General features: G+C 64.8%; 22 protein-coding genes and 2 pseudogenes. 10 read left to right on the forward strand and 14 right to left on the reverse strand.

All coding sequences use genetic code 11. The features are described from left to right. Nucleotides 1–125: 125 nt before the first annotated feature. Together FN829_RS13325 and FN829_RS16470 are read right to left on the reverse strand one after the other, a co-directional pair. Nucleotides 126–950: a glycosyltransferase gene (locus FN829_RS13325; RefSeq protein WP_142987461.1), complete on the reverse strand. Its 825-nt coding sequence runs from the start codon at nucleotides 948–950 to the stop codon at nucleotides 126–128. A gap of 73 nt (nucleotides 951–1023) precedes the next feature. Then, nucleotides 1024–1158 (reverse strand): annotated as a pseudogene (locus FN829_RS16470) (glycosyltransferase family 1 protein); the annotation flags it as partial. A 48-nt stretch (nucleotides 1159–1206) separates the two neighbouring features. Here FN829_RS16470 and FN829_RS13335 point away from each other — a divergent pair. Continuing rightward, nucleotides 1207–1803: pseudogene (locus FN829_RS13335) on the forward strand (NAD-dependent epimerase/dehydratase family protein); the annotation flags it as partial. Between the two features lie 68 nt (nucleotides 1804–1871). Here the strand turns inward: FN829_RS13335 and FN829_RS13340 are convergent. Together FN829_RS13340 and FN829_RS13345 are read right to left on the reverse strand one after the other, a co-directional pair. Continuing rightward, a complete protein-coding gene (locus FN829_RS13340) occupies nucleotides 1872–2213 on the reverse strand; it encodes a hypothetical protein (RefSeq protein ID WP_142987462.1) in 342 nt (113 codons plus the stop codon). Further along, entirely contained in the window at nucleotides 2206–2619 is a 414-nt protein-coding gene (locus FN829_RS13345) for a MarR family transcriptional regulator (protein WP_142987463.1), read from the reverse strand. Before FN829_RS13345 ends, FN829_RS13340 begins: the two co-directional genes overlap by 8 nt. Before the next feature lie 112 nt (nucleotides 2620–2731). On the opposite strand from FN829_RS13345, the gene FN829_RS13350 reads away from it, so the two are divergent. Beyond that, entirely contained in the window at nucleotides 2732–3124 is a 393-nt protein-coding gene (locus FN829_RS13350; RefSeq protein ID WP_142987464.1) for a winged helix-turn-helix domain-containing protein, read from the forward strand. Nucleotides 3125–3607: 483 nt separating this feature from the next. On the opposite strand, the gene aglM is transcribed toward FN829_RS13350, so the two are convergent. Next, nucleotides 3608–4927, reverse strand: coding sequence for a UDP-glucose 6-dehydrogenase AglM (aglM, locus tag FN829_RS13355; RefSeq protein ID WP_142987465.1), 1320 nt, complete (start codon nucleotides 4925–4927; stop codon nucleotides 3608–3610). Between the two features lie 160 nt (nucleotides 4928–5087). On the opposite strand from aglM, the gene aglF reads away from it, so the two are divergent. From aglF to FN829_RS16385, 3 genes are all read left to right on the forward strand, one after another. Continuing rightward, a complete protein-coding gene (aglF, locus tag FN829_RS13360; protein ID WP_142987466.1) occupies nucleotides 5088–5852 on the forward strand; it encodes a UTP--glucose-1-phosphate uridylyltransferase AglF in 765 nt (254 codons plus the stop codon). A gap of 209 nt (nucleotides 5853–6061) precedes the next feature. Further along, nucleotides 6062–6493: a nucleotidyltransferase domain-containing protein gene (locus FN829_RS13365; protein ID WP_185955767.1), complete on the forward strand. Its 432-nt coding sequence runs from the start codon at nucleotides 6062–6064 to the stop codon at nucleotides 6491–6493. Further along, nucleotides 6486–6752 (forward strand): HepT-like ribonuclease domain-containing protein, encoded by a 267-nt coding sequence (locus tag FN829_RS16385; RefSeq protein ID WP_142987467.1) that lies wholly within the window; start codon nucleotides 6486–6488, stop codon nucleotides 6750–6752. The genes FN829_RS13365 and FN829_RS16385 overlap by 8 nt, the downstream gene beginning before the upstream one ends. Here FN829_RS16385 and FN829_RS13375 read toward each other — a convergent pair. Both FN829_RS13375 and FN829_RS13380 read right to left on the reverse strand, forming a co-directional pair. Continuing rightward, complete coding sequence (locus FN829_RS13375) at nucleotides 6718–7959, reverse strand: RNA-guided endonuclease InsQ/TnpB family protein (RefSeq protein WP_142987468.1); 1242 nt, start codon at nucleotides 7957–7959, stop codon at nucleotides 6718–6720. The two genes, FN829_RS16385 and FN829_RS13375, sit on opposite strands and share 35 nt — an antisense overlap. 3 nt (nucleotides 7960–7962) lie before the next feature. Then, on the reverse strand, nucleotides 7963–8103 hold the full coding sequence (locus FN829_RS13380) for a DUF2080 family transposase-associated protein (RefSeq protein ID WP_142987469.1): 141 nt from the start codon (nucleotides 8101–8103) through the stop codon (nucleotides 7963–7965). A 218-nt stretch (nucleotides 8104–8321) separates the two neighbouring features. Here FN829_RS13380 and FN829_RS13385 point away from each other — a divergent pair, with 218 nt between their 5' ends. Beyond that, nucleotides 8322–9482 (forward strand): NAD(P)/FAD-dependent oxidoreductase, encoded by a 1161-nt coding sequence (locus tag FN829_RS13385; protein WP_142987470.1) that lies wholly within the window; start codon nucleotides 8322–8324, stop codon nucleotides 9480–9482. 133 nt (nucleotides 9483–9615) lie between these two features. After that, complete coding sequence (locus FN829_RS13390) at nucleotides 9616–10548, forward strand: NAD-dependent epimerase/dehydratase family protein (protein WP_142987471.1); 933 nt, start codon at nucleotides 9616–9618, stop codon at nucleotides 10546–10548. A 36-nt stretch (nucleotides 10549–10584) separates the two neighbouring features. On the opposite strand, the gene FN829_RS13395 is transcribed toward FN829_RS13390, so the two are convergent. The 6 genes from FN829_RS13395 to FN829_RS13420 form a co-directional block, all read right to left on the reverse strand. Beyond that, nucleotides 10585–11016 (reverse strand): type II toxin-antitoxin system VapC family toxin, encoded by a 432-nt coding sequence (locus FN829_RS13395; RefSeq protein ID WP_142987472.1) that lies wholly within the window; start codon nucleotides 11014–11016, stop codon nucleotides 10585–10587. Then, a complete protein-coding gene (locus tag FN829_RS13400; protein WP_142987473.1) occupies nucleotides 11017–11289 on the reverse strand; it encodes an AbrB/MazE/SpoVT family DNA-binding domain-containing protein in 273 nt (90 codons plus the stop codon). A 226-nt stretch (nucleotides 11290–11515) separates the two neighbouring features. Then, nucleotides 11516–13147 (reverse strand): hydantoinase B/oxoprolinase family protein, encoded by a 1632-nt coding sequence (locus FN829_RS13405; RefSeq protein ID WP_246066538.1) that lies wholly within the window; start codon nucleotides 13145–13147, stop codon nucleotides 11516–11518. Beyond that, entirely contained in the window at nucleotides 13144–15204 is a 2061-nt protein-coding gene (locus FN829_RS13410; RefSeq protein ID WP_142987474.1) for a hydantoinase/oxoprolinase family protein, read from the reverse strand. Before FN829_RS13410 ends, FN829_RS13405 begins: the two co-directional genes overlap by 4 nt. Before the next feature lie 178 nt (nucleotides 15205–15382). Next, nucleotides 15383–16798, reverse strand: coding sequence for a sugar transferase (locus FN829_RS13415; RefSeq protein ID WP_142987475.1), 1416 nt, complete (start codon nucleotides 16796–16798; stop codon nucleotides 15383–15385). 108 nt (nucleotides 16799–16906) lie between these two features. Next, a complete protein-coding gene (locus FN829_RS13420) occupies nucleotides 16907–19372 on the reverse strand; it encodes a hypothetical protein (protein WP_142987476.1) in 2466 nt (821 codons plus the stop codon). 126 nt (nucleotides 19373–19498) lie between these two features. Here FN829_RS13420 and FN829_RS13425 point away from each other — a divergent pair, with 126 nt between their 5' ends. The 3 genes from FN829_RS13425 (at nucleotide 19499) to FN829_RS13435 (ending at nucleotide 20611) form a co-directional block, all read left to right on the forward strand. Then, nucleotides 19499–19945 carry a VanZ family protein gene (locus FN829_RS13425; protein ID WP_142987477.1) on the forward strand — a complete coding sequence of 149 codons (447 nt, stop codon included), beginning with the start codon at nucleotides 19499–19501 and terminating at the stop codon, nucleotides 19943–19945. 86 nt (nucleotides 19946–20031) lie between these two features. Then, the gene (locus tag FN829_RS13430) at nucleotides 20032–20301 is read left to right on the forward strand and encodes a ribbon-helix-helix domain-containing protein (protein ID WP_142987478.1); all 270 of its coding nucleotides are present in this window, start codon (nucleotides 20032–20034) and stop codon (nucleotides 20299–20301) included. 10 nt (nucleotides 20302–20311) lie between these two features. Next, complete coding sequence (locus FN829_RS13435) at nucleotides 20312–20611, forward strand: type II toxin-antitoxin system RelE family toxin (protein ID WP_142987479.1); 300 nt, start codon at nucleotides 20312–20314, stop codon at nucleotides 20609–20611. Nucleotides 20612–20816: 205 nt separating this feature from the next. On the opposite strand, the gene FN829_RS13440 is transcribed toward FN829_RS13435, so the two are convergent. Next, entirely contained in the window at nucleotides 20817–23804 is a 2988-nt protein-coding gene (locus FN829_RS13440; RefSeq protein WP_142987480.1) for a BGTF surface domain-containing protein, read from the reverse strand. Between the last annotated feature and the right edge of the window lie 249 nt (nucleotides 23805–24053).

Here is a 24053-nt window from a genome sequence, read left to right on the forward strand (position 1 = left end):
ATCATCCGTGTCGGACACCGCTGACGCGGTGTCCTTGTCCTCTTCGACTCCACAGCAGCAGCTCAGCAGTATCAACAATCTCCTACAGAAGAGCGTACGGTGTAATTCGACTTGATTTCTCGTGTTCAATTCCGCAATATTCGTTTGTATATCTGTCCCCGAATGCGAGCAGGAAGCAATCTTATGGGAATTCGGATGAGGAGATTAAACACAAATCTAGGAAGAGATATCGAACCCATACGTAGCAACTGCCTCTGGACAGTATAGTCAGTTTTTGCGTACGAAATACCTCCACGACGGTGGTAGAGATCGTCACCAGCATGGCACTTGACCAGTACAGTAGGTAAATTTTCCAACATATATCCTTGAGACAACATACGCATCCACAACTCATAATCTTGCATTGACCGCAGCGACCGATAGTTTCCCGCCCCAATCACAGCACTCCGACGGAACATCACGCTTGGATGATTCATTGGGCACCGAAACCGACCCATAGAAGCGATGTCTTCATAGGTGGTCGGTACTTCCCGAATCTGATTTAGATCGTCCGGATCTTGATTGAATTCTCCGATATACCCGCCAAGAACGTCTGTCTCCCGATTTTTATCCAAATGGTTGAGCTGTTGCTCGAATCGGTCTTCCACCGCGATATCATCGGAATCCATCCGGGCGATCCACTCGTGAGAACACGCCTCGACGCCGTGGTTCAGCGCAGCCCCTAATCCCTGATTCGTTGGGAGAGACCTCCGAGTGAGCAGATCCGGATGTGCCGACTCGAAGTCGTCGAGAGCCGCTTCGAGTTCGGTAGTCAGTGGTCCGTCAGCAACCACGACGATCTCGTCGGGTCGTACCGGCTGATCGATCACGCTCTGGAGCGCTCGCAATAGGTCATCAGGATCGTCGCCCTCGTACGTGGCGATCAGAACCGAGAACTGCCGATCACACATGGCTAGAAGTACGGCATGAAGAGAGTTCGTTCGGCTCGACTGCTCTTCCTTCGTCGAAACTGGAAAGCGTCACTTCGTCCGCCCGCGTCGTGAGCACGGTCACGTCGTGACCCATCGCGGCCTGATCTCTCGACATCGCGTGAACGTGGTAGTCCCCCCCGCCCTTCGTATCGGGATAGATCCACGGCGCGACCCGGAGAATTGGCATTACGTCTCCCTACCGAACGCCCGCAAACAAACGTACCGATCCGCACCCGCCGACTCCATCTACGGCAGTCGCACCGAGCCCTCGCCCGAGAGCATGGCCGTCGAGGCACACACCGCCTACGAGGCCTCCAAGCTCGCTCGCGAGCGCTACGCCGAGTACTACGCCAACCACCATGACATGAACGTGGCGGGCCTGCGCTTCTTCTCGGTGTACCAGGGCTTCGCCGGCAACGAGGAACACAAGGGCGAGTACGCCAACACGGTCGCGCAGTTCGCGGACGCCATCGCCCGCGGCGAGGCCCCCGAGTTATTCGGCGACGGCACGCAGACCCGCGATTTCACCCACGTCGAGGACGTCGCGCGCGCCTGCGAGCTCGCCGCCGACCACGAGCTGACCGGCGTCTACAACGTCGGCACCCAAGAAGCCTACTCCTTCAACGAGATGGTCGACCTCATCAACGACGCGCTCGGCACCGACATCGACCCCGAATACGTCGAGTGCCCCTTCGACGGCTACGTCCACGACACCATGGCCGACTACTCCGCCTTCCACGACGCCACCGGCTGGGAACCCCAGATCGGCTTCGAGGAGGGCGTCCAACGCGTCTGTCGACCCTATCTCGAGGATGCTCCCGAGATGAACTAGGCGGGACGCGACCGAGATAGAAAGCGAAACAGTTTCGAACTGCTCCGTGACCTTCGGTCGACTGACGGTTACGGAATGAGAGAGATCAGCGACTTTTTCAGCAATCTTCGCCCCGATTCCGTGAGTTCGCCTTTCGTATTCCCGTTCATGATCGTCCCAGGAGCGATCGTGTAGAGTGCCCACGGCATCAGGTACGACGTGTCGGTGAAGGAGATGCCGTCGAGATGCTCGTCCGTGAGCTCTGGTGTGGTTTGCTGGTACGCTCCGGCGCTCGTTCCGACACACATCACGGTACAATCGGTGGCACTGAACGGGTGTGTCTCGTGAGCGAGCACGACCACCGGCCTCTGAGGGTGGGCACCCGTCGGATCCCGTGCCAAGCAAACGTCCCCTGCTGAGAGCTTACTCATCCGAGCCGTCCATCTCGTTCTCTAGCGCTTCCAGCTCCGCATCGAGTTCCTCGTCAGTCCGACCGTCACCGATCCGTCTCTCGGGTGTCTCGGGAGTGGTCTCCTCGTCGCGGTGGTGACCGAACAGCCGATGTGTTTGGTCGAGACTGGAGACGTACCGCCGGACGTCGTCGCGATCACCCAGGGCGTGGTAGTAGCCGTCATCGGTTTTCCCCAGATAGTCGTCGTCGTAGAGACGTTTGAGCGTGGTCGTGGCGGTTCCCCGAGGGATGTCGAGAGCCTCCGTGACGTCTTTCGGAGAGTATCCCCACTCGGGGTGTTGATAGAGGTATTTCACGATATCCGACTTCGTGGTCCCCGGCCGAAGGGCGAGTTCGGGGTCGTGGTCCTTGAGGAGTATTGGCATTGTGTATTCGAATGTAGTTGATTGTATTAGAAAACCGTTTCGGTCAGAGTAGACACATCAACGATCGCTGAGTCAGCGAAAGCTTACGGTCTGCGGCATTCCACCGCTAGACATGACCGAGAGAGAACAGGGAGAACACGACTTGGGTGAGCGATCGTCACTCCTTCCGGAACACAGTATGCTGTCGCTCGAGGAGTATCTCGCGATGCAGCGAGCGATCGGCAACGAGACGCGGTTTCGGGTCCTCGATCTGCTCGTCGAGGAAGGCGCACGAGGGGCCACGGAACTCCGGACCGCACTCGATATCGAGTCGAACACGCTTCACTATCATCTCGACGAACTCGTCGACGTTGGCCTCGTGGAGAACCGAAAGCGAACGGAGCCGTCGAGCGACGGACTCTACTCGTACTACCGGGCGACTTCCCTCGGCGAGGGGATCCTCGAACACGGCGTCCGCGAACTGATGCGCGAAGAGTGGGAGCTCCTCGATGCCTACGGGGAGTGAGACACCGGCGACGTCCGTGTTCTGAACGGCGCCACAGGTTTCGACCACCTGTGAACCCGGGGTGAGTTCACGAGGTCTGGTATCGGGTCTTCACCGATGTGCTTCCGGAGGAGTACTGCCGAGTTACTCCGTGTCGTCCTCGTCGTCGTCCGCGAGAGCGTCGTATAACTCGGCGTGTTCCTCGACGTCTTTCGCCATGTCTCGCTCGCTCTCCCAGTTCATCGTACTCGAGGACAGGGCACGTACTCGTGAAAAGTGTTGCTGACGTACGGTCAGTGCTCCTTTCGACGAGGAGATCCCCTCAAGGTGGCGCGATCGGGAGTGTATCTCTGCCGTATACACGGAGATCGGCTTCCGGGAGGACGTCGAACGCGTCCGTGCGCCCTACCGCGAGGCCGACGCTCCCGGGACGAACGGGGCGGGATACTCCTCACCGACGTACACAAACGAACGATCGCTACGGCGCGACCGTCCGGAACCGACCTACCAGGTCAACCCCTCGTAGGTGATCCCCTCGCGCCGCTCGATTATCCGCCGGCCGTCGACGACCACGGACTCGGCCATCGCGTCGAACTCCTCGTCCAGCGCCGCGAACTCGTCCCAGTCGGTCGCGACGACCGCGCCCGACGCGCCCGCGAGCGCGTCCGCGGCCGAGTCCGCGTACTCGATCTCGGTCTCGGAGAACACCTCGCGCATGGTTTCCGTCGCGACGGGGTCGTAGCCGACGACCGCGGCTCCCCGCTCCAACAATCCCTCGATCAGGGGGATCGCCCGGGAGTTGCGCACGTCGTCCGTGCCGGGCTTGAACGCCAGCCCGAGGACGGCCACGCGCTCGCCCGCGACGTCGACGTGCTCGTCGAGCAGCGCGAGCAGGCGCTCGGGCTGCCGGTCGTTCACCTCGACAGTCGCCTCCAGGAGGGGCGGCTCGTAGCCGACCTCTCTCGCAGAACTAATTAGTGCGTCGACGTCTTTGGGAAAACACGATCCTCCCCAGCCGACCCCCGACCGCAGGAACCGCTCGCCGATCCGGTCGTCGAGTCCGACCGCCTCCATCACCTCGTAGGCGTCGAGCCCGAACTCCTTGCTGACGTTCCCGAGGTCGTTGGCGAGCGAGATCTTCGTCGCGAGGAAGGCGTTGTTGGCGTACTTGATCAACATGGCCGTCTCCGGGTCCGTCCGGACGACGGGGCTGTCGGTCGACTCGATCAGCGGCGCGTACAGCTCCTCCAACGTCGCGAGCGCCGACGCCGATTCCGTCCCGAAGACGATCTTGTCAGGGTTCCGGAAGTCCGAAACGGCGGTCCCCTCACGGAGGAACTCCGGGTTCGTCGCGAGCTCCACGTCGCCCGCGAGCGCACCGGCGTCGGCGTCACCCCGGTCCAACCCGGTCGCGAGAGCCTCCCGAACCCGACCGAGACCCGGCGGCGTGATCGTCGACTTCACGACGACGAGGTGTTCGCGGTCGCCGTCGAGTCCGGAGAGCGCCTCGCCGACCATCTCCGCCGCCGCCGACAGCGGTCCGAGGTCAATGCTCCCGTCGGACCGCGAGGGAGTGCCGATCGCCAGGAAGGTGAGGTCCGCGTCCGCGAGGTCGGCGTAGGAGGTCGTCGCCCGCAGTCGGGTGCCGACGTGCTCTGCGAGCAGGTCGTCGAGGCCGGGCTCGTGAAGCGGTGCGCGCCCCTCGTTGATCGTCTCGACGACGGACTCGTCGATGTCGATGGCCGTGACTTCGTGGCCCATCTCCGCCAGACACGCGGCGAGCGTCGTACCGACGTAGCCGCTGCCGACGACGTTGACGTTCATGGACGAGACGACGGGGAGCGAGGACAAAAACCGCGGGGTCGCGGTTCGAGCCATCGAGTCGGTACACGGTCACCACACTCGCGTCGAGTCGTCCGCACGAGTGGAAATCGACCCCCCGAAGACCGAATCCTTATACGCCTATGACAGAAATCACCGTCCAATGAAAGCCGTCGTACTCGCGGCCGGCAAGGGCACGCGCCTCCGGCCCCTGACCGATGACAAGCCCAAGGGAATGGTCGAGGTGGACGGGAAGCCGCTCATCACCCACTGTTTCGACCAGCTCATCGACCTCGGCGCGGACGAGCTCATCGTCGTCGTCGGATACATGAAGGAGGTCATCATCGACCACTACGGCGACGCCTACGAGGGCGTCCCGATCACCTACACCCACCAGCGCGAGCAGAAGGGGCTCGCCCACGCCCTCCTGACCGTCGAAGAGCACATCGACGAGGACTTCATGCTCATCCTCGGCGACAACGTCTTCCAGGCGAACCTCCAGGACGTGGTCCGCCGCCAGCGCGAGGACCGCGCGGACGCCGCCTTCCTCGTCGAGGAGGTCTCCTGGGAGGAAGCCTCCAGATACGGCGTCTGTGACACCAACCAGTACGGCGAGATCACGGACGTGGTCGAGAAGCCCGAGGACCCGCCGAGCAACCTCGTGATGACCGGCTTCTACACCTTTTCACCCGCGATCTTCCACGCGTGTCACCTCGTCCAGCCCTCCAACCGCGACGAGTACGAGATCTCGGACGCGGTCGACCTCCTCATCCAGTCGGGCCGCACCATCGACGCCATCGGCCTCGATGGCTGGCGGATCGACGTGGGCTACCCCGAGGACCGCGAGGAGGCCGAACGTCGGCTCAGCGGCGATGCTGGGGCCGAACCGGACGAGTCCACGGACGAGACGGTAGAATCGGACGCGTAGCGCGTCGGTGACGACAACTACCCCGGACCGATCGAGTAATTCTTCCACGTAGTCACGGTTATTACACAGCGGACGGCGCAGAAACGGGCCTCAGGACACCGAACTCGGGACCGTTTCGAGTCGTTTCGAGCCGCTGGTAGGGTATCCGACACCAATACGGATCCCGTCGGCGGAATTTTTTTGTGACGATACGACGTTCTCTCACGCGTATGGATCCGAGTGCCGATCGTTCGCAGATACGCTCCACTCTCGAGGAGGTAGTCTGCGCCGATCCGGACGTCGTCTTCGCCGTCGCGTTCGGATCACGACTCTCGGATGCGTCGACGCCGTCGTCCGATCTCGATGTTGCCGTCAAGTTCACCGCGGACCTTTCCAAACGAGAGCGATTCGAGAAGCGGTGTTTCCTGTCCGGCGACCTCCAAGGTGAGGATCGTCCGTTCATCGACGTCTCCGATATCGAAACGCTCTCGCTGGACGTCGCAAACGACGCCGTGAACGGCGAACTGCTCTGTGGCGATGAACGGGCCTTCGATGCGTTCAAAAGGAACGTCGAAGCGGAATTTGGCAAGCAACGGGAGACGATTCGGCGTCGCCAACGCGCGGTCATCGATCGGATAGCGGAGGACGGATTACGTGGTTGACGAACGGGTCGTTTCCGTCAAGCTCGAACAGATCGAGCAGTACCACGGCGAACTCAACGCGAAACGAGAAACGCTTTCTCGCGGTGATTTTCTCTCGAGTACGACCGAACAACGTGCCGTCGAACGAATGTTCGAAAACGTGATTCAGGCGTGTGCTGACCTCGCTCAGCATATCGCCTCACGCGAGTTCGGATTCGCCGGGACGACGTGTGAACTACCCCACCCTACTCGCTCACGGCTGACGCCGTTCGCTCCTTGAGGGTGGGGCTTCCTGTTTCCACGACGCGCTTTGCAGATACAGGCGTATCCACAGGGAGCGCAGTCTCCACAGGCGTTGATTCGGAGTATCCCACTCCTACTTCTTCAAGACCACGAGAAAGGATGTTCCACGCCGCGTTCGCATCCCTATCCGCTTCAAATCCACACGCCGGGCAGGAGTGTTCGCGCATCCACAGCGGTTTCTCAGTCTTCACACCACAGGAAGCGCACTCCTTTGTCGTCCCGCGCGGGTTCACGGCGACGAAGTGCGTCCCTTCACGTTCACACTTGTATTCGAGCATCCGCAGGAACGTTCCCCACGCCGCTCCCGCCCGATTTCGTGAGTTTCTGGGGAGTTCGACCAGCCCTTTCGCATCCAAGTCCTCAACAGCCACCAAGTCGTACTCGGTGGCGTAGTAGTTCGACAGCTTGTGGAGAAAGTCGCGGCGCTTTCGCTTGAGATCAGCGTGGCGTTCCGCCACGATTTGTCGTTGTGTCTCCCAATTCGTAGAGCCGTGTTCCTTCCGCGAAAGGTCGCGTTGGGCGCGTTCCAATCGTTCGCGCTCGTCGCTGAAGTCGGGACTTTCGATGGCGTACCCATCGGTGTCGTGGGCATACTTGAGAATCCCCACGTCGATACCAACGCACCGATCTGGATCGGTTGGTTTCTCAGGTGTCTCTTTCCCGTCGACAACGAATGAAGCGAACCAGTCCCCAGTTGGCTCCTTCTTAATCGTGACTTGTTTGATCGTCTCGGTGTCGGGGATTGTGCGGTGTTTGATGAGTGGAACATCCGCAAGTTTCGACAGCGACAATACGGTCTGACCGTTCTTACTATCGAACTCGAAGCCAGACTGTATGTAGGTGAAACTGCGGAAGTCCTTGGGAGCCTTCCAGTCGAGGCTTCCGACGTTGTAGCCGTTCTGTTTCAACTGGGAGAGGGCTTTGATGCTGTCTTCGATACGCATGACAGCGGCTTGTGCGACCGTTGAATAGAGGTCATTTAGTTCATCCCACCAGACTTTAAGATCGGTGAGCTGATCGCGTACTTGGCGTACTCGTTGGTTGAGTGTTCCCGCCGATTCGGGGATTTTCTCAAATTCGTTGAGTGCGTGATTGTAGAGTTGCCTACAGGTATCTCGGTGTTGATCCAACAGCTCACGCTGTTCAGGCGTGGGATCAAGCCGGAATCTGTAGGTGTAGCGCATTGACTATTCGTCGGAGGCTGAGGTTCGGACGATTTTCACGTCTGCACCACGCCATCGCTTCGGAACGAGAACGTGTGCGCCGTTGCCGGTCGGCTTCACCTCTCCCTCAATGACTTCGTGGCCTTCTACTTCGTGTCTATCCATCATCTGTGTTTAAATATTATTTCAACTTGACTCTATCGGTGGGGTGGTTGGGCAGCGAGTACGAACGTGTTTGAGACATGATGACGGCGGTGTATCCCCTCCCTACTCGCTCCCGCTGGTCGCTCCTTGAGGAAGGGGGCTTACCGCCTGTATTCTGCTAAAATCGGGTGTCTGTACCTCACTACTCTATAAGTGAGTCGCGTGCGACCGTCCACGCCATGTACGACGCGGTCGTGGTCGGCGGGGGCATCGTCGGCTCCTCGGTCGGATACCACTTGGCGCGCGCGGGAGTCGAAACGCTGCTCGTGGACCGCTGCGATCCGGGTCGGGCGACGACCGCCGGCGCGGGCATCGTCTCCCCAGGCACGAGCAGCCGCACCGCGGACGACGACTGGTTCGCGTTCGGGACCGCCGCCGGCGACTACTACTCCGAGCTCGTCGATCGGCTCGAGGCGGACGGCGTCGACGACACGAGCTACGCCGAGGTCGGACTGATCGCCGCCGCGATCGACGACGACGAACTCGGCCCCTACGAGGAAGCGACCGCCCGGATCGAGGCGCGACGCGACGAACTCCCTGACATCGAGGAGATCGACCCGGCCGCGGCGACCGACCGCGTCCCCGCGCTCGCGGAGCCGCAACGGGCCTTTCACGTCCCCGACGCCGCTCGCGTGAACGGGGAAACCTTCGCACGCGCGCTGCGGGAGGCGGGGCGGACCCACGGCCTCGAGACGACCGAGCGCGACGTGACTTCGATCCGGACCGAAGGCGGCCGCGAGAGCCGACTCCCCGACGGCCGAGACGCCCGGGTGACCGGCGTCGAGACCGCGGACGGCTCTCGGATCGAGGCGGACCGGGTCGTGGTCGCCGGGGGCGCGTGGTCGCCCGCGTTCGGAGACGACTTGGGCGTCGAGATCCCCGTCGAGCCCAAGCGCGGGCAGATCGTCCACCTCGACCTGCCGGACGCCGAGACGGGCTCGTGGCCGGTGCTGAAGGGGTTCCGACACCACTACATCGTTCCGTGGCCGGACGGCCGCCTCGTCGCGGGCGCGACCCGCGAGACCGGGAGCGGCTTCGACCCGCGGGTCACGGCCGCCGGGCTGGAGGAGGTTCTCGGGGAGGCGCTCCGGGTCGCCCCCGGCCTCGCCGACGCGACCGTGATCGAACACCGGGTGGGCCTCCGCCCCGTCTCCGCCGACGGCGTCCCGATCCTCGGTGCGGTCCCCGGCGTCGAGGGCGCACACCTCGCGACCGGCCACGGCGCGACCGGACTCACGCTCGGCCCCTACAGCGGGAAGGTCGTCGCCGACCGGATCACGGACCAGAAATCGGTCCCCGATGCCGTCTCGGTTGCGCGGTTCGCGGACGGCTCGCGGTAGCCGATCTCGAAGACGGGCGATCCCGCTCGGTTCGAGACGCGTTCACGATTCGGGATCGAACCGAATCGAATCGAACCGAACCGAATCGAACCGAATCGAAGCGCTAAACCGCCGCCTCCGAGGATCCGTTCACATGAACGACAAGCGCGTCCTCGTCACGGGGGGTGCGGGCTTCATCGGCTCGAACCTCGCGAACCGCCTCGCCGCGGACAACGACGTGGTCGCCGTCGACGACACCTACCTCGGCACGCCCGAAAACCTCGACGAAGCGGTGAAATTCGTCGAGGCTTCGGTCCTCGAGGACGACTACCCCGCCGACGTCGACGTCGTCTTCCACCTCGCCGCGCTCTCCTCGCGAAACATGCACGAGGAGGACCCCCAGCGCGGCTGCCGCGTCAACGTCGAGGGCTTCGTCAACACGGTCGAGCGCGCCCGAAAGCAAGGCTGTGAGACCGTCGTCTACGCTTCCACCTCCTCCATCTACGGCAGCCGCACCGACCCCTCGCCCGTCGACATGGACGTCGAAGCCCACACCGCCTACGAAGCCTCCAAGCTCGCCCGCGAGCGCTACGCCGAGTACTACGCCAACCACCACGACATGAACGTGGCCGGCCTCCGCTTCTTCTCGGTCTACCAGGGCTTCGGTGGCAACGAGGAACACAAAGGCGAGTACGCCAACACGGTCGCGCAGTTCGCCGACGCCATCGCCGCAGGCGAGGCCCCCGAACTCTTCGGCGACGGCACCCAGACGCGCGACTTCACTCACGTCGAGGACGTCGCTCGCGCCTGCGAGCTCGCCGCCGACCACGAACTGACGGGCGTCTACAACGTCGGCACCCAGGAGGCCTACTCCTTCAACGAGATGGTCGAACTCATCAACGACGCGCTCGGCACCGACATTGATCCGGAGTACATCGAGTGCCCCTTCGACGGCTACGTCCACGACACCATGGCCGACTACTCCGCCTTCCACGACGCCACCGGCTGGGAACCTCAGATCAGCTTCGAGGAGGGCGTCGAACGCGTCTGTCGACCCTACCTCGAGGACGCGACGGAGACGGCGTGAATCGGCTCGGGATCGAGACTCGAGTCCTCTCGCGGTTCAGCTGAACGGGTTGTCGGCGGTCTCCAACCTGCTGATGGCGTCGATGGTGTCGAAGTCATCATCGAACGAGTACAGATACTCGATGTTCTCTCGCTCCATGTAGGCGACGACGGTCGCGTCTCCGAACGCGAGTCCCTCGTAGGTTTCGAAGAGTTCCACCGCGCGATGAAAGTCCTTCTGAGCGGAGTGGATCAGTTCGAAGCCCGCCGAATCGGAGAGCCGATCACGGAGATCGACCGCGATGTCGTGCCGCCGTCGCTCGTGGATCCAGTTTAGAGACTCCAACAGCACGTAGTTCGTGACGCGGGCCGTGGGAAGGTCACCCCGATCGATCGCGTGAACGATGGCTGCTGCCTGGTCGTGACGGCTACCAGAGCTCGTATCCTTGTAGTCGATGAGGACGTTCGAATCGACGACTGCGACCGCCATTCAGGCGTTCTCCGTGAACGCGGGGTCGTCTTCGTGTCCGGCGAGGTCGTGTGTTTCGACGCCGTCACCGCCCATCGGAGCCTGGAGGTCGTCGTCTTCGAACGCCCCGTAGCGCTGTCGGACGACCTCGACAGCGAGATCCCCGCCCTCGGTGACGTTCCAGCGGAGCTTGTCGCCGGGCTCGATATCGAGCCGGCGTCGGAGTGCCGCCGGGATCGTGACCATGCCACGGTCACTGACCGTGGTCTCTTCGGGGAAATCTTCGGCTGCCATACGCACCGGTACACGCTTTGTCACATTACATGTTACGCTACATGTTCTTCGCGAGAGAGGACGCCGGGACCGACCCGGACCGCTCTCGTGACACCAGCGGGCCGGGGTCCGCAGCGAAGTCGGATCGGGCGAACAGGGTATACTCAATGGATCAGGTCGAGATCTCACAGGAGATCTGACGACACCCGGTCCGAAGAAGGAACGGTCAGTCCACCCGCCCTGACGATCACCCCTCCTCGACCTTCCCGTCGCGCCGGTCGCGCTCCCGCGCCTCCGGGTCGCGCTCGTCGGGGTCGCCGTGACCGCCGCCGCCGGGCGTCAGGATCGAGACGGTCGAACCGGCCGCGACGTCGAGGGAGGTCTTCGCCGGAACGGGCTCGCCGTCGACGAGGTTCTCGCCGGTCGCGCCGTCGTCGCCGCCGTCGAGCCCCGCGGGGGCCGTCTGCCGGCGTTCGGTCAGTAGCGAGACGGTGGCGTCGGTCTCGACGGTGACGGTCCGTTCCAGTCCCAGTCCGCCGCGGTATCGACCGTCGCCGCCGCTTCCGGGACGCAACGCGTAGCGCTCGACGCGGAGCGGGTACTCCGCCTCCATCGCCTCTGCGGGCGTGTTGAGCGTGTTCGTCATCCCGACCTGGACGCCGTCCATGCCGTCCTTTCCGGGGCGGGCGCCGAACCCGCCGCCGATCGTCTCGTAGTAGGTGAACTCGCCCGACCGGTCGCCGATGATCAGGTTGTTCATCGTCCCCTGCCCGCCCGCGGGGATCGCGTCCGGGACGGCCGGGGCGAGCGCCGCGAGCGTGACGTCGGTGACGCGCTGGCTCGTCTCGACGTTGCCGCCGACGACCGCGGCCGGTGGCCGCGGGTCGAGAAGCGATCCCTCGGGTGCCGACACCGACACCGGCTCGTAACAGCCGTGGTTCGGCGGGATCTCCGGGTCCGTGATCGCGCGGACGACGAAGTAGACCGCGCTCTTCGCGACCGACAGCGGCGCGTTCAGGTTGCCCGCGACCTGATCCGCGGTCCCGGCGAAATCGACGTCGAGCGACGCGCCGTCGATCGTGATGGCCGCCTCGATCGGCACGTCGTCGTCGGTCACGCCGTCGCCCTCGAGTGCGTCCCGCGCTCGGTAGGTGCCGTCCGGGAGCGCGTCGACCTCGGCCTCGACGCGCTCGCGCGAGTAGTCGATGACGGCGTCGAAGGCGTCGACGAGCGTCGCGCCGTGTTCCTCGAGCAGCTCGCCGACCCGCTCCTCCGCGCGCGCGTTCGCGGCGCGCTGCGCGCGGAGGTCGGCCTCGCGCTCGTCCGGAGTCCGGACGTTCGCGCGGATCAGTTCGTGGACCGCCTCGTTCGGCTCGCCGCCGTCGACGAGCCGGACCGCGGGCAGCCGCAGCCCCTCCTCGAAGATCTCGCGGGCACCGGCGGGCATGCTCCCCGGCGCGCTCCCGCCCACGTCGGCGTGGTGTGCGCGCGACACCGCGAAGCCGAGCACCTCTCCTTTCGGGGCGATCGTCGACACCAGCGTGACGTCCGGCAGGTGGGTCCCGCCCGCAAAGGGGTCGTTGACGACGAACACGTCGCCCGGCCTCGGGTCCTTCTCGAGGACCGTCTCCACCGCGTCCGGCATCGCGCCGAGGTGGACCGGGATGTGTTCGGCCTGCGCGACCATCCGCCCCGACGCGTCGAAGAGCGCCGTCGAGCAGTCCTGCCGCTCCTTGATGTTCGGCGAGTACGCTCCGCGGATGAGCACGTGGCCCATCTCCGTCGCGACGCTCTCGAGTTGGTTCCGGAGGATCTCCAGGGTAACCGGGTCGAGCACGTCGTCGCCGCCGTGGCTCTCGCGTCTCACGTCGTCGCTCACGACTCGGTCACCTCCGCCACCAGCGCGCCGTCTCCGCGGACCCGCACATCCCAGCCCGGCGGAACCACGGCCGTACTCTCGTCGCCCTCGACGACGGCCGGCCCCGCGAGCGTCTCGCCCGGCGGCAGTCGACCGCGGTCGTAGACCGCCGTGTCGCGGACGCCGTCGTCGGCCGTCCCGCCGTCGTCGTTGGCGGCCGTCTCGCCGACCTCGCCGAAGACCGCCTCGCGGGTTCCCTTCCGCGCGTCGCCGGCGGCGTCGTACCCGATCGACGGCGCGCTCCGGGGAACGGTTGCCGTCGCCCGACAGTTCACGAGTTCGACCGGCTCGTCCACCCGGTAGCCGTAGGCGGCGTCGTGGGCCGCCGCGAACGCCTCGCCGGCCGCCTCGGGGTCGAAGGGACGCTCCACGTCGACGGTGAGTTCGAAGCTCTGTCCGGCGTATCTGAGGTCCGCGGCGTGGCGCACGCTCGCCGCGTCGCGGTCGCTCACCTGGGCCAGAAGCTCCTCGGAGAGCTCCGCGTACACCGCATCGATCGCGTCGGGGTCGACCGCCGAGAGGGGGCGCTGGCGGGTTCGGACGGCGTCGCGCTTCTCGTCGGCCGCGAGCAGCCCGTACGCCGAGAGGACGCCGGAGGCCCGCGGGATCACCACGCGATCGATGTCGAGGCCCTCGGCGATCGCGATCGCGTGCATCGGCCCCGCGCCGCCGAAGGCGACGAGCCCGAATCGCCGCGGGTCGTAGCCGCGCTCGACGGTCACCGACCGGATCGCGCGGCTCATGTTCGCGTTCGCGACGCGGTGGACGCCGCGGGCGGCGGCGAGCGGCCCCTCGAGGCCCGCCTCCGCGGCCAGATCGGCGAGGGCGTCGCGGGCGGCGTCCGCATCGAGTGACAGTTCGCCGCCGAGACTGGTGCTCGCGCCGACGTACCCCAACACGAGATTCGCGTCCGTCACGGTCGGCTCCGTGCCTCCCTTCCCGTAGCAGGCCGGGCCGGGGTCGGCCCCCGCGGAGCGCGGCCCGATTCGGAGCGCGCCGCCCGCGTCCACCCAGGCGATCGACCCGCCGCCCGCGCCGACGGTCTCGACGTCGACCATCGGCGTCCGGATCGGCCGGTCGGCGATGACGCCCTCGGTGGTCCGTTCGGCCGCGCCGTCGCGGACGAGGCTCACGTCGCTCGAGGTCCCGCCCATGTCGAAGGTGACGAGGCCGGCTTCGTCGAGTTCGTTCGTTCCACTGCCCCCGCCCGCCATCGCGCTCGCGCCCACGACGCCCGCGGCCGGTCCCGAGAGGACGGTCGTCACGGCGTTTTCCCTGACGGTGTCGGCGTCGGTTATCCCCCCGTTCGCCTGCATGATCCGCGGCTGCGGGACGCCGCGGTCCCGCGCGCGCGCCGAGAGCCCCCCCACGTAGCGGTCGATCGCCGGGCGCACGTAGGCGTCGACGGCCGTCGTCGACGTCCGCTCGTACTCGCGGAACTCGGCGAGCACCTCGTGGGAGGCGGACACCGGCGCGTCGAGCTCCTCGCGGAGGACCGCCGCGACGCGCTCCTCGTTCTCGGGATGTGCGTAGGCGTGAAGCAGGGAGACGGCAACCGATTCGGCGTCGGACTCGCGGATCTCCGCGGCGAGCGCGCGCACCTCGTCGGCGTCGACGGGGCATTCGATCCCGTCGACGGTCGCCCGCTCGTCCACCTCGAACCGGCGGCGTCCCGGAACGAGCGGCTCGGGCTTCTCGGCGTCGAGGTCATAGAGCGACGGGCGGTCCTGCCGGCCGATCTCCAGAACGTCTCGGAACCCCTCGGTCGTGACGAGTGCGGTCCGCGCGCCGTCGTCCTCGAGCAGCGCGTTGACGGAGACGGTCATCGCGTGAGAGAACTCCGAGACGCTCTCGGGGTCGATCCCGGCCGCCGCACAGGCCTTCTCGATCCCGGCCATCACGCCCTCGCTCTGGTCGTCGGTGCTCGGGACCTTCGCGGTCACGAGCTCGCCGTCGAGTGCCAGAACCACGTCGGTGAACGTGCCGCCGACGTCGACGCCGATCCGCCGTGCTCCCATCTACACCACCCCGGCGGCGCGGTAGACCGTCGCCTCCGGACTCTCGGTTGTGTGTCGTGTGTGTTTCATGTAGATCGCTTCGGGGTTACGAGAGGTTCCGGTAGCGGGTGGAAAACGTTGTCGGGGACGTCGCGACGCTACCAGGGAAGACGGAACCGTCGGAGTTCGGTTCCGCAAGTCACTTCCAGACCGTCTCGACCACGTCCGCGCCAACCTTCCAGATCTGTCGCGTGACGAGTTTCATGTCATAAGAGAACGATTGTCGTTTCACGTACTGGAGGTCGTATCGTAGCTTCTCCTCGGGGTCGGTACTTTTCGCGTCGTTGACCTGTGCCAGCCCGGTCAATCCGGGCTTGACGAACCACCGCTTACGCCAGGACTGCTCTTGTGCCTCCAGAAGCGACTCCTCGTCGGTCCACACCGCCCGCGGTCCGACCACGCTCATGTCGCCGACGAGGATCGACCACAACTGGGGAATCTCGTCGAGATGCGTCTGTCGAAGGACTTTCCCCACACGCGTGATCCGGTCGTTCGCCTCATCGTCGACCGGTTCGACCGACTCGCCTTCCGGAACCATCGACCGGAACTTGTACACGTCGAACGTCTCGCCGAACACCGCCGTCCGCTCCTGACTGTAGAGGATCGATCCACCGTCGTCCAGCTTGATCGCGGCGGTGATCGCGGCGATGACCGGACTCAACGCGAGCAACCCGAAAAGCGAGAACGCCACGTCGAACCCCCGTTTCAGGACGTGGTCCTGGACGTCCCACGGCTCGACGTCGACGTCGACGAGCGTCCCCACGTCGTCGTCGTCGGTCAATACCCGGTCGGCGTGTTCGCGGTGGACCTTCGCCGCGACCCCGTGTTCGTAACACGCGTCGAGCGCGCCGAAGAACTCCGCGCGGTCGGTGTGTTCGAAGGCGAGTACCGCCGTGTCCACGTCGTACTCGACGAGCACGTCCTCGATCCGCGAGAGCCCCCCGAGCCGGTCCAGTCCCCGGATCCGATCCCCGCCGTCGGCGACCGCCGTCGCGACCGCCGATGACTCCCCCGATCCCGTGGCGGGGTCGAGCGAACTCGTCGGACAGAGGTAGCCGAGCAGGGGAACGTCCACGTCGGCGGCGAGCCGCTCGATCTCCGCGGGATCGTCGCCGACGACGATCACCCGATCCGCCTCGGCGGTCGGCCGTCGGCGGATCCACACGAACCACGCCGGGAGGACGACGAGCAACACCGGCGTGACCGCGATGAGCGTCGTCCGAGGCAGGCGGTAGGTGTAATCGAAGTAGCCCACGGCCGCGAGCGCGAACATCGCGACCATGACTCGCTTCTGGGCGAGCGCGATCGTATCGAGGATGCGGCGCGGCCGCGGCTTGTACAGCGGAACGAAGGCGGCGGTGACGACGACGACCGTCGTGGCGATCTCGAAGACGAGCTCCGCACCCATCGGCGCGTCCGCCGCCAACCGACCGACCAACGGGAGCCGACCCAATATCGCGTGCGTGACGGCGCTGTTCGCGACGGCGACGGCGACCGCCGTCAACGCCGCGACGCCCGCGACGCTTTCGAGCCGATACCGCCATCCGGAGAGCATCGCCGACAGATACCGGTCGAAATGATAAAAATACTGTGAAGTTACGGACGTGCGTCAGACGCCGATAGACGGGGCGTCGGGGAGGGAATACCGATCGTGAGCCGAGTATCAGCCGCCCGCTGCGACGCGCTCGCCGCCGGAGATCGCGGAGCCGGGGACGGTCACCGTCCGGTTCCCGACCGCGGATCCGGCGGCGGTTTCCTCGGGTCCTCCCTCGACGTCCACCGCGTACTCGCCGGGGTGAGCGACGACGACGGCGTAGCTCCCCTTCGCATCCGTCGTCGTCCGACGCTCGTAGGCGAACGACGCCCCGGGGACCGTGACGTTCGTCTCGACCGTCACGGTCGCGTTCGGCGCGGCCTGCCCGGCGACCGTCGCGCCGCCCACGGGACGGAACACCGCGATCGCGTCCTCCTCGGTGACGTACGCCAGCCGGAACCGACCGGAGCCGTTCGCCGCCGGGGTGGCGCTACCCCACGCCTCGTACAGCTGGGCGTACCCGGAGTCGGGGGGCGGGTCGGCCGCCTCGATCTCGTGTATCGCCACGTACCCCGCCCGCCCTTGGAACCGGTCCGCGTGTGTATCGGGGTTCGGATCGCGGATGAGCGGCTCGTAGTTGCGCTGGGCGTAGCCGTAGGTGTTCGATTCGCCGTTGACGCCGTAGTTGAACATGCGGCTGCGGCCCCACTCGGTCAGGACGTAGTCCGGACCCTCGGTCGCGTTCGCGTCGGCGTCGATCCACTCGATCGCCTCGACCTCCGCGTCGGTCGCCGCGACGTTGTCCATCACCGCCGGCACCATGAACAGGCTCAGGCTCGCGACCAACAGCACGGTCGCCGCGGCGTAGCCGACGTCGCGCCCCGAGACGCCGTCGGGTCGGAGGTCGAGTCGAACTCGATCCGCGCGATCGCCGAAGGGGGTCGGTCGCTCCGCGAGGTCGATGACCGACAGCAGGTACACGAGACCGACGCCGGAGAGCACCGCGACCACGCCCGTGGCCTCGCCCGCGAAGCGGATCTGGACGAGCCCGAAGGTGACGAGCGTCGACGCGTAGCCGACGACCACCAGCCACCGGGGCTCGTGATCGCGCACGCAGCGCGCGCCGACCCACGCGAGGACGGGTAACGCCACGAACAGGAACCAGCCGAAGTGGTCGATCGGTCCGAAGATCACGCCGTAGTCGGCGGCGAAGAGGCTCCGCGTCTCGGCTATCCCCTCCCGTCCCAGAAGCGATCCGACCGTCCGCTCGGCCAGTCGGTCGGCCACGTCGGGGCGGAACCGGTTCAACCCGAACCAGATCGGGGGGACGCTCAGCGCCGAGACGACGAGGTGGATCACCGGATGTGCGTCGAGACGGCCGAGCACGGCCGCGGCGACCGCGACCAGCGCCACGCCGACCGCGACCAGAAGCGGCGCGTACACCGCGACCGGCTCCTGCCACCCCGCGCTCGTGTGAAGGCGGTGGGCGAGCAGGAAGCCAAGCCCGAGCGCGCTCACGACGGGCGTGGCGGCAACGAGCGGATTCCACCCGGCGCGCATGTCCGAGGCCGCTCGCAGCGTCGCGTACACGGCGAGTCCGACGAGGAGGATGGGCGATCCGTTCCAAGAGTGCGCCATCGCGGCGAAGACGACGGCGAGCCCGGCCACCACCAGCCACGTGGCCGGCGACGTGAGGTGACCGAGCCGCGCGTCCGGATCGCGCGTCTCGTGATCGCGTGCGAGCCAGGTCACGCCGACGATGGAGAGCGTGAGCCAGACGTAGTCGATCGCGTGATGATCGAAGAAGCCGATCCCGGAATAGAGCGCGTGCCCGGGAAGCAGCGCCAGGACCACGACCGAAGCCACCGCGATACGCTCGTCGTTCGTCGTCCAGACCGCGATCAGGAAGACGCCGAACCCGACGACGAGAGCGGCGACGACGGGGATCCAGGCCACGATCGCCGCGGCGTCTTCCACCCCGCCGCCGAGAAGCTCCGTCGTCCACCAACCGAGGGTGTACGCGAGCGGCTCGCTGTTGACGCGTCCGCCGAGCACGCCGCCGATGGTCTCGAACGCGAACCGGTCGGGGCTCGCCTCGGCCAGCCGCTCGACCCAGTAGAGGTAGTGGTACGGGTCGTTGCCCGGCAGCACGACGCGACCGTCACGGAACACGCTCCCGATCGTCGCGATCCGGAACGCGAACAGGAAGAGAAACGCCGCGAGAAGGCCGCCGAGCAGGTCGCGATGGAGCGCCTCCCGCCATCCACGGACCGCTCCGCCGACCCATCCGTCCTCCCCGGCCGCCCCGCCAAACGCGCTCGAGATGCCGCCCGATCCGTCCGCGTCTCGACTCGCGTCCGCTGGTTCTCCCTCCAGCGCGGCCCGAACCGCCTCGGGGTCCGCAACCCGGTACTCGTCGCCCTCGCGCTCGACGATCTCTCGCGAGACCAACTCGCCGAAGGTGCCGGAGTCGATGTCGACGTCGTCGAACTCCCACGGGCCGGAGTCGTCCGCCGCGAGGACCGATTCGAGCGCCGACTCGACCGCCGGTCGCTCCTCGAGGAGCTCCCGCGTCGCCGCGTGCGGGTCCGCCATTACCCGACCCTGTGCGGGCGACCGGGTAAAACCCTCCGTTGTCCCGTCCCGTCGGCGCGTTCTCCACTCGCGGCCCGCGCCGCGGGACCGGACGTTTTAGGTCCGGCGCGTCGCCATCGGGCGTACATGGCTCGGATCCGGCTGCCGCTGATCCCACGGGGCGTCCGCTGGGTGGCGGTCGCGCTCGTCGCGCTCGTCATCCTCCTCTACTCCGTCGTGCCCGCGCCCGGCAGCGGCACGTTCCGAACCGGCCCGTTCGGCCTGCTCGGGTACTCCACCTGGCTCCACCTGCTCGCGTACGGCGGCCTCGCTGCGGCGCTCGCGTATACGCTCCACGACTCCCCGCGGCCGGACTGGCAGGTGCTCGCGCTCGTCTTCTGTGCGGTCGCCGCTTACGGGATCGGGATCGAGCTGCTCCAGTCGACGCTCACCGCCCGCACCGCGGCCTACGACGACGTCCTCACCAACGCCTCCGGCGCGGGCCTCGCGGTCATCGGCTGGCGGATCGCGACCCGCTACGTGCGCTTCTATCGCGCCCGCCGCGTCGCGGACCTTCAGGTTCCCGTCGAGTAGGTAGAGAGTTATCAGATCTAACGGGTAGACGATCCACGAAACGATTTAGCGACAGTTCTTTCAGTACCACGTACGTACCACGGAGCATGAGCACGGAAACAGATTCCAACGGCGACATGGTCAAATTGAACGTCAAAGTCCCGAAGCGGCTTTTAGAGGAGATCGACGAACTGGCCGAGGAACTGGAGTACACCAACCGGTCGGAGTTCGTTCGTGAGGTACTGCGCGACACCACGGAACCGATCCTGACGCCGGGAGCACGGGAGGGCGTCTCCGAGGGCTACGCGGACGTCGCGGCGGGACGGACGATGTCCACTGACGAGGCCCGGGAACGCCTCGGTATCGACACGAACTGAGGGCCGAACGGTGGCTCACGAGGTCGTCCTGACCGAAACGTTGGTCGAAACGCTGGAGCAGTTCGAAACGAAGGACGCGAAGCGGATCATCAACAAACTGGAGGACATCGATGAGTTCCCCGATCACTTTCTCGATCGACTCAAGAACCATCCCGGCTACAAGCTTCGAGTCGGAGACTTTCGCGTGCTGATCGACTGGGACAAAGACGACGAGGTACTCTACGCCATCGACGCCTTCGAGCGAAAAAAGGAGTACCGAGAACTCGGGAAGTTCCGTGAGGTGTGGGGATCGTGGCGTGATAACGAGTAGCTCCGGCCACGGAAGCGGTGAACAGCACGAGTACGTTGGTGTCGAGAACGGCCTTCATTCGTCGCCGTCACGCGCGTCGTGAACTCGTCACAACGTCACACGAATTCGACCGAGCACCGCCGCTGGTCGGTGTAGCGTCGCGATAAAGAAATCCCGCGAAGGTGACCGGCGCGGGGCCGGTAATTAGCTTGACGGAGTGGCTGCCTTAGTCGCGACGGCGCGTCGCGAGCAGGGCAGCGGCGATGAGCGCCACGAGGGCGACGAGCGCGCCGAAGCCGGGCGTGCTGTCGTCCGTGGAGTCATCCGTGGAATCGTCGCTAGACGAGTCATCCGTGGAATCGTCGCTGGACGAGTCATCCGTGGAGTCATCGCTGGACGAGTCATCCGTGGAATCGTCGCTGGACGAGTCATCCGTGGAGTCATCGCTGGACGAGTCATCCGTGGAGTCGTCCGCACTGCCGTCGTCGGACGGAGCCTCGACGGTCAGCGTGGCCGTCTGGCTGTCGTCGTTGGTGAAGACACCGTGGTCGTAGTCGCCGGCATCGAGACCGGAGGTGTCGATGTCGGTGAACTCGACCGTGGTGCTCTCGCCGCCACCGAGCTGGACGTCCTGCTCGGCGACCGCGTTACCGCCGACGCGGAACTCGACCGTCTGCGTGGCCGAGGCCTCGCCGGTGTTCTCGACCATCGCGGAGACGGAGATGACGTCACCCTGCGTGACGGTCACGTCCTGCGGGTCGAGACCGGAGACCGCGAAGTTCGCGGGCTCCTCGGGCGCTTCGACGACCGTGCCGTCGACCTCAACGTCGTCGTTGAAGGTGGGCTGCGAGACGGTCAGCGTGTACTCGTCGCCGACGTTCTGCTCGCTGAAGTCGTACGTCGTGGACCACGTGCCGTCAGCGGACACGTTGACCTCGTCGTTCGTCTTCACGAACGAGGGCTGCGTACCGGTCTCGGAGCGGGCGCGGACGGTGAACTCCGTACCGGGAGCCACGTTCGTCGTGCCCGTCACTTCCGCGGACTCGGTCGCGGTGAGGTTGTACGGGTCAGCGTCGAAGGAGGCCTCTGCCTCGTTGATGCTGACTTCCTGGGACACCGTGTTGTAGTAGTTGTCTTCGAACTCGGTGTTCGTGTCGATGTCATCGCCGGGGTTCAGGAGCCGCTCGTCCTGAACCGTGAACTCGACATCGTACGTGTAGTCCTCAGTGTCGTCGAGGCTGGCGCCACCGACACCAGCGAGACCGCTCGTGTCAGCGACGACGTAGTACTCGTCGTTCGCCTCGTCGACGATGATGTCGTCAACGTTCGAGCCGTTGAGCCGGAACGTATCGCGATCCGCGTTCGGACCCGCGCTGCTGCGAGTCTCATACAGGCGGAACTCGATCGCATTGTCGTTGTTGCTGAAGTCGTTGGAGGTGAACTGACCGTTGTTCAGATCCTCGACCAGCTCATTGAGCTGCTGGACCTCCTCGTCGGAGTTAGCGTTGCCCGACTGACCAGCGTAATCGAACAGACCGCCGAGACCGCTCGCACTGACCTGGATGACGGCCGTGTCACCGTGGGCGATCGTGCTCGTCTGCGTGAGCTCGTTCGCCTCGACGGCGCTGGTGATCTCGTCGAGTTGCTCGTCGTCGTCAGCACCCGTGATGTCGTCAGCGTTGCTGTCGGATGCCGTCCAGACCTGGACGCCCTCCGTCGAGCGCTCCTCGATGAAGAGCGTGGCAACGTCGTCGGAGTTGTCGAGCGTGTTGCTCGCGCTACCCGTGCCCGACGAGATGTCGTAGTCGCCGGTTGCGAGGATCTCGTCGAGATCCTGCGAATTGGGTCCTTCCTCGACCTCGATGTCGTCGTCATCGTCGTCCGTGTCGACGACCTCGACGACGTTGTCCGCACCGCCGCTGAAGGAGTTGTCCCCAGCGGTGTACGTGTTGAACCGCAGCGTGATCTCGTCGTCATCACCGAAGTCGGTGATGCTGACGTTGGCCTGGTAGCCGAAGTCGTCCTCGTTACCGATGACGACCGTACCCTCACTCGAAACACCGTCACTGGTCACGGTGAATTCGACGTTGTCACCCTGCTGGGTGGTGAGGCTGGATTCCTCGATGTTGATTTCGCCGTCACCGGCGTCCTCGACGGTGATCGAGGCGGTGTCCTCGGCCGTCGAGTCAGTCACGTCGAACGTGAACTCGTACTCGCCGGCGTCAATGTCGGTGAAGTTCGCGTCGATTTCGCCGTCACTGACAGTGCCGAGCGAGATCGTTTCATCGTCTTCATCAACGTTGGTGACGGTGGTACCAGCGTTGGTGAAGATCTGCTCAAGATCCTCCTCATCCAGACCGTCCGCAGAGACTGTAACCGGGTAGCTGCTACGGAGATCAGACTGGAGATCGACCGCTGTGGTTGCGTCTTCACCGGTGTCGGAAGCGGTGTCATCGTTCCACTCGGCGGAGATATCTTGGACGGAGAGGACGAATGTGTCACTCGAACTGCCACCAGAGCTAGGTCCGGCAATATAGTAATCTCCTTCAGAACGGTCCTCAGTACTGAAGAAGATCACGCCATCACTGGTAGACGTGGTTCGAACGCGTGGGCGCGTGGTTTCATCATCAATCCGCTCATACAGGACGTATTCGGTATCGGCGTCCAGATTACTTACCGCGACCTCTTGACCCTGGAAGACAGATCCAGTGCCGCCGTGAAGGGCACCGGGTGAGCTACTCGGGTCCGTGAAGACCACGTTGGCCACGCCACCGCTATCGGAATCGAGAGCGGCGCCCTCTACGTCATCTACACTGTCACCGTCTTCATAATTGCTGAGTGCGCTGGATTCGCTCTCATTGAACAGATGAGCGGTGTGGACACCGGGGAATCCATCAGTATCATCGACCTCAATGTCGACCTCACCGGTACTCGCAGTATTAACAGTCGTGGAACCTGCGAGGATAGTGTCGCCACCATCTTCGTAGGTCAGAACGACCGTTACGTTGTAGGGTGAGGTACCAGCAAGGTTGGTGATATCTGCCGTTACGCTACCATCATCAATCGCTTGGTCATCAAAAGTAATGGTACTGCTGCTATTGGCGTCCGCAGCGGCAGGTGCCGCAGCGAAGCCGACAGCAACCATGGAGATGACCATGAGGACACTGAAGAAGACCGCGTTGGCCTTCGTGCGTGTGCTATTGTCGTTTGTCATTGTTGTTGTGTTTCGTTCCGCATCGCATCAGTAGCTTTGTCCTGACCTTCGAGACGCGCCCGGTCATCGTCACCTACCCTGTCTCGTTGTACAGCCGGACTCGGTCGGGGATTACTCGTCCACTGACGCATTTCGGATAGGGGTTGCGACCGTTTGTTGTAGGGTTCAGTATAAATGCTTTGTGTGAATTCGTCGTGGCGTGTGAACGCGTCACAAGGCAGTCTGACAGGGGTCAGACGCTCGTTTTCG

Origin of the sequence: Halorubrum cibi (assembly GCF_900182635.1) — an archaeon.
Classification (GTDB): Archaea; Halobacteriota; Halobacteria; order Halobacteriales; family Haloferacaceae; genus Halorubrum; species Halorubrum cibi.

What these genes read in the sequence shown, in the direction of transcription:
- FN829_RS13375 (WP_142987468.1), bottom strand. Translation starts at nt 7,959, where the DNA reads ATGCGCTACACCTACAGATTCCGGCTTGATCCCACGCCTGAACAGCGT.
- FN829_RS13415 (WP_142987475.1), bottom strand. Translation starts at nt 16,798, where the DNA reads ATGCTCTCCGGATGGCGGTATCGGCTCGAAAGCGTCGCGGGCGTCGCG.
- FN829_RS13440 (WP_142987480.1), bottom strand. Translation starts at nt 23,804, where the DNA reads ATGACAAACGACAATAGCACACGCACGAAGGCCAACGCGGTCTTCTTC.
- FN829_RS13365 (WP_185955767.1), top strand. Translation starts at nt 6,062, where the DNA reads ATGGATCCGAGTGCCGATCGTTCGCAGATACGCTCCACTCTCGAGGAG.
- FN829_RS13395 (WP_142987472.1), bottom strand. Translation starts at nt 11,016, where the DNA reads ATGGCGGTCGCAGTCGTCGATTCGAACGTCCTCATCGACTACAAGGAT.
- FN829_RS13350 (WP_142987464.1), top strand. Translation starts at nt 2,732, where the DNA reads ATGACCGAGAGAGAACAGGGAGAACACGACTTGGGTGAGCGATCGTCA.
- FN829_RS13325 (WP_142987461.1), bottom strand. Translation starts at nt 950, where the DNA reads ATGTGTGATCGGCAGTTCTCGGTTCTGATCGCCACGTACGAGGGCGAC.
- aglF (WP_142987466.1), top strand. Translation starts at nt 5,088, where the DNA reads ATGAAAGCCGTCGTACTCGCGGCCGGCAAGGGCACGCGCCTCCGGCCC.
- FN829_RS13425 (WP_142987477.1), top strand. Translation starts at nt 19,499, where the DNA reads ATGGCTCGGATCCGGCTGCCGCTGATCCCACGGGGCGTCCGCTGGGTG.
- FN829_RS13410 (WP_142987474.1), bottom strand. Translation starts at nt 15,204, where the DNA reads ATGGGAGCACGGCGGATCGGCGTCGACGTCGGCGGCACGTTCACCGAC.
- aglM (WP_142987465.1), bottom strand. Translation starts at nt 4,927, where the DNA reads ATGAACGTCAACGTCGTCGGCAGCGGCTACGTCGGTACGACGCTCGCC.
- FN829_RS13400 (WP_142987473.1), bottom strand. Translation starts at nt 11,289, where the DNA reads ATGGCAGCCGAAGATTTCCCCGAAGAGACCACGGTCAGTGACCGTGGC.
- FN829_RS13380 (WP_142987469.1), bottom strand. Translation starts at nt 8,103, where the DNA reads ATGGATAGACACGAAGTAGAAGGCCACGAAGTCATTGAGGGAGAGGTG.
- FN829_RS13390 (WP_142987471.1), top strand. Translation starts at nt 9,616, where the DNA reads ATGAACGACAAGCGCGTCCTCGTCACGGGGGGTGCGGGCTTCATCGGC.
- FN829_RS13340 (WP_142987462.1), bottom strand. Translation starts at nt 2,213, where the DNA reads ATGAGTAAGCTCTCAGCAGGGGACGTTTGCTTGGCACGGGATCCGACG.
- FN829_RS13430 (WP_142987478.1), top strand. Translation starts at nt 20,032, where the DNA reads ATGAGCACGGAAACAGATTCCAACGGCGACATGGTCAAATTGAACGTC.
- FN829_RS13345 (WP_142987463.1), bottom strand. Translation starts at nt 2,619, where the DNA reads ATGCCAATACTCCTCAAGGACCACGACCCCGAACTCGCCCTTCGGCCG.
- FN829_RS13420 (WP_142987476.1), bottom strand. Translation starts at nt 19,372, where the DNA reads ATGGCGGACCCGCACGCGGCGACGCGGGAGCTCCTCGAGGAGCGACCG.
- FN829_RS13385 (WP_142987470.1), top strand. Translation starts at nt 8,322, where the DNA reads ATGTACGACGCGGTCGTGGTCGGCGGGGGCATCGTCGGCTCCTCGGTC.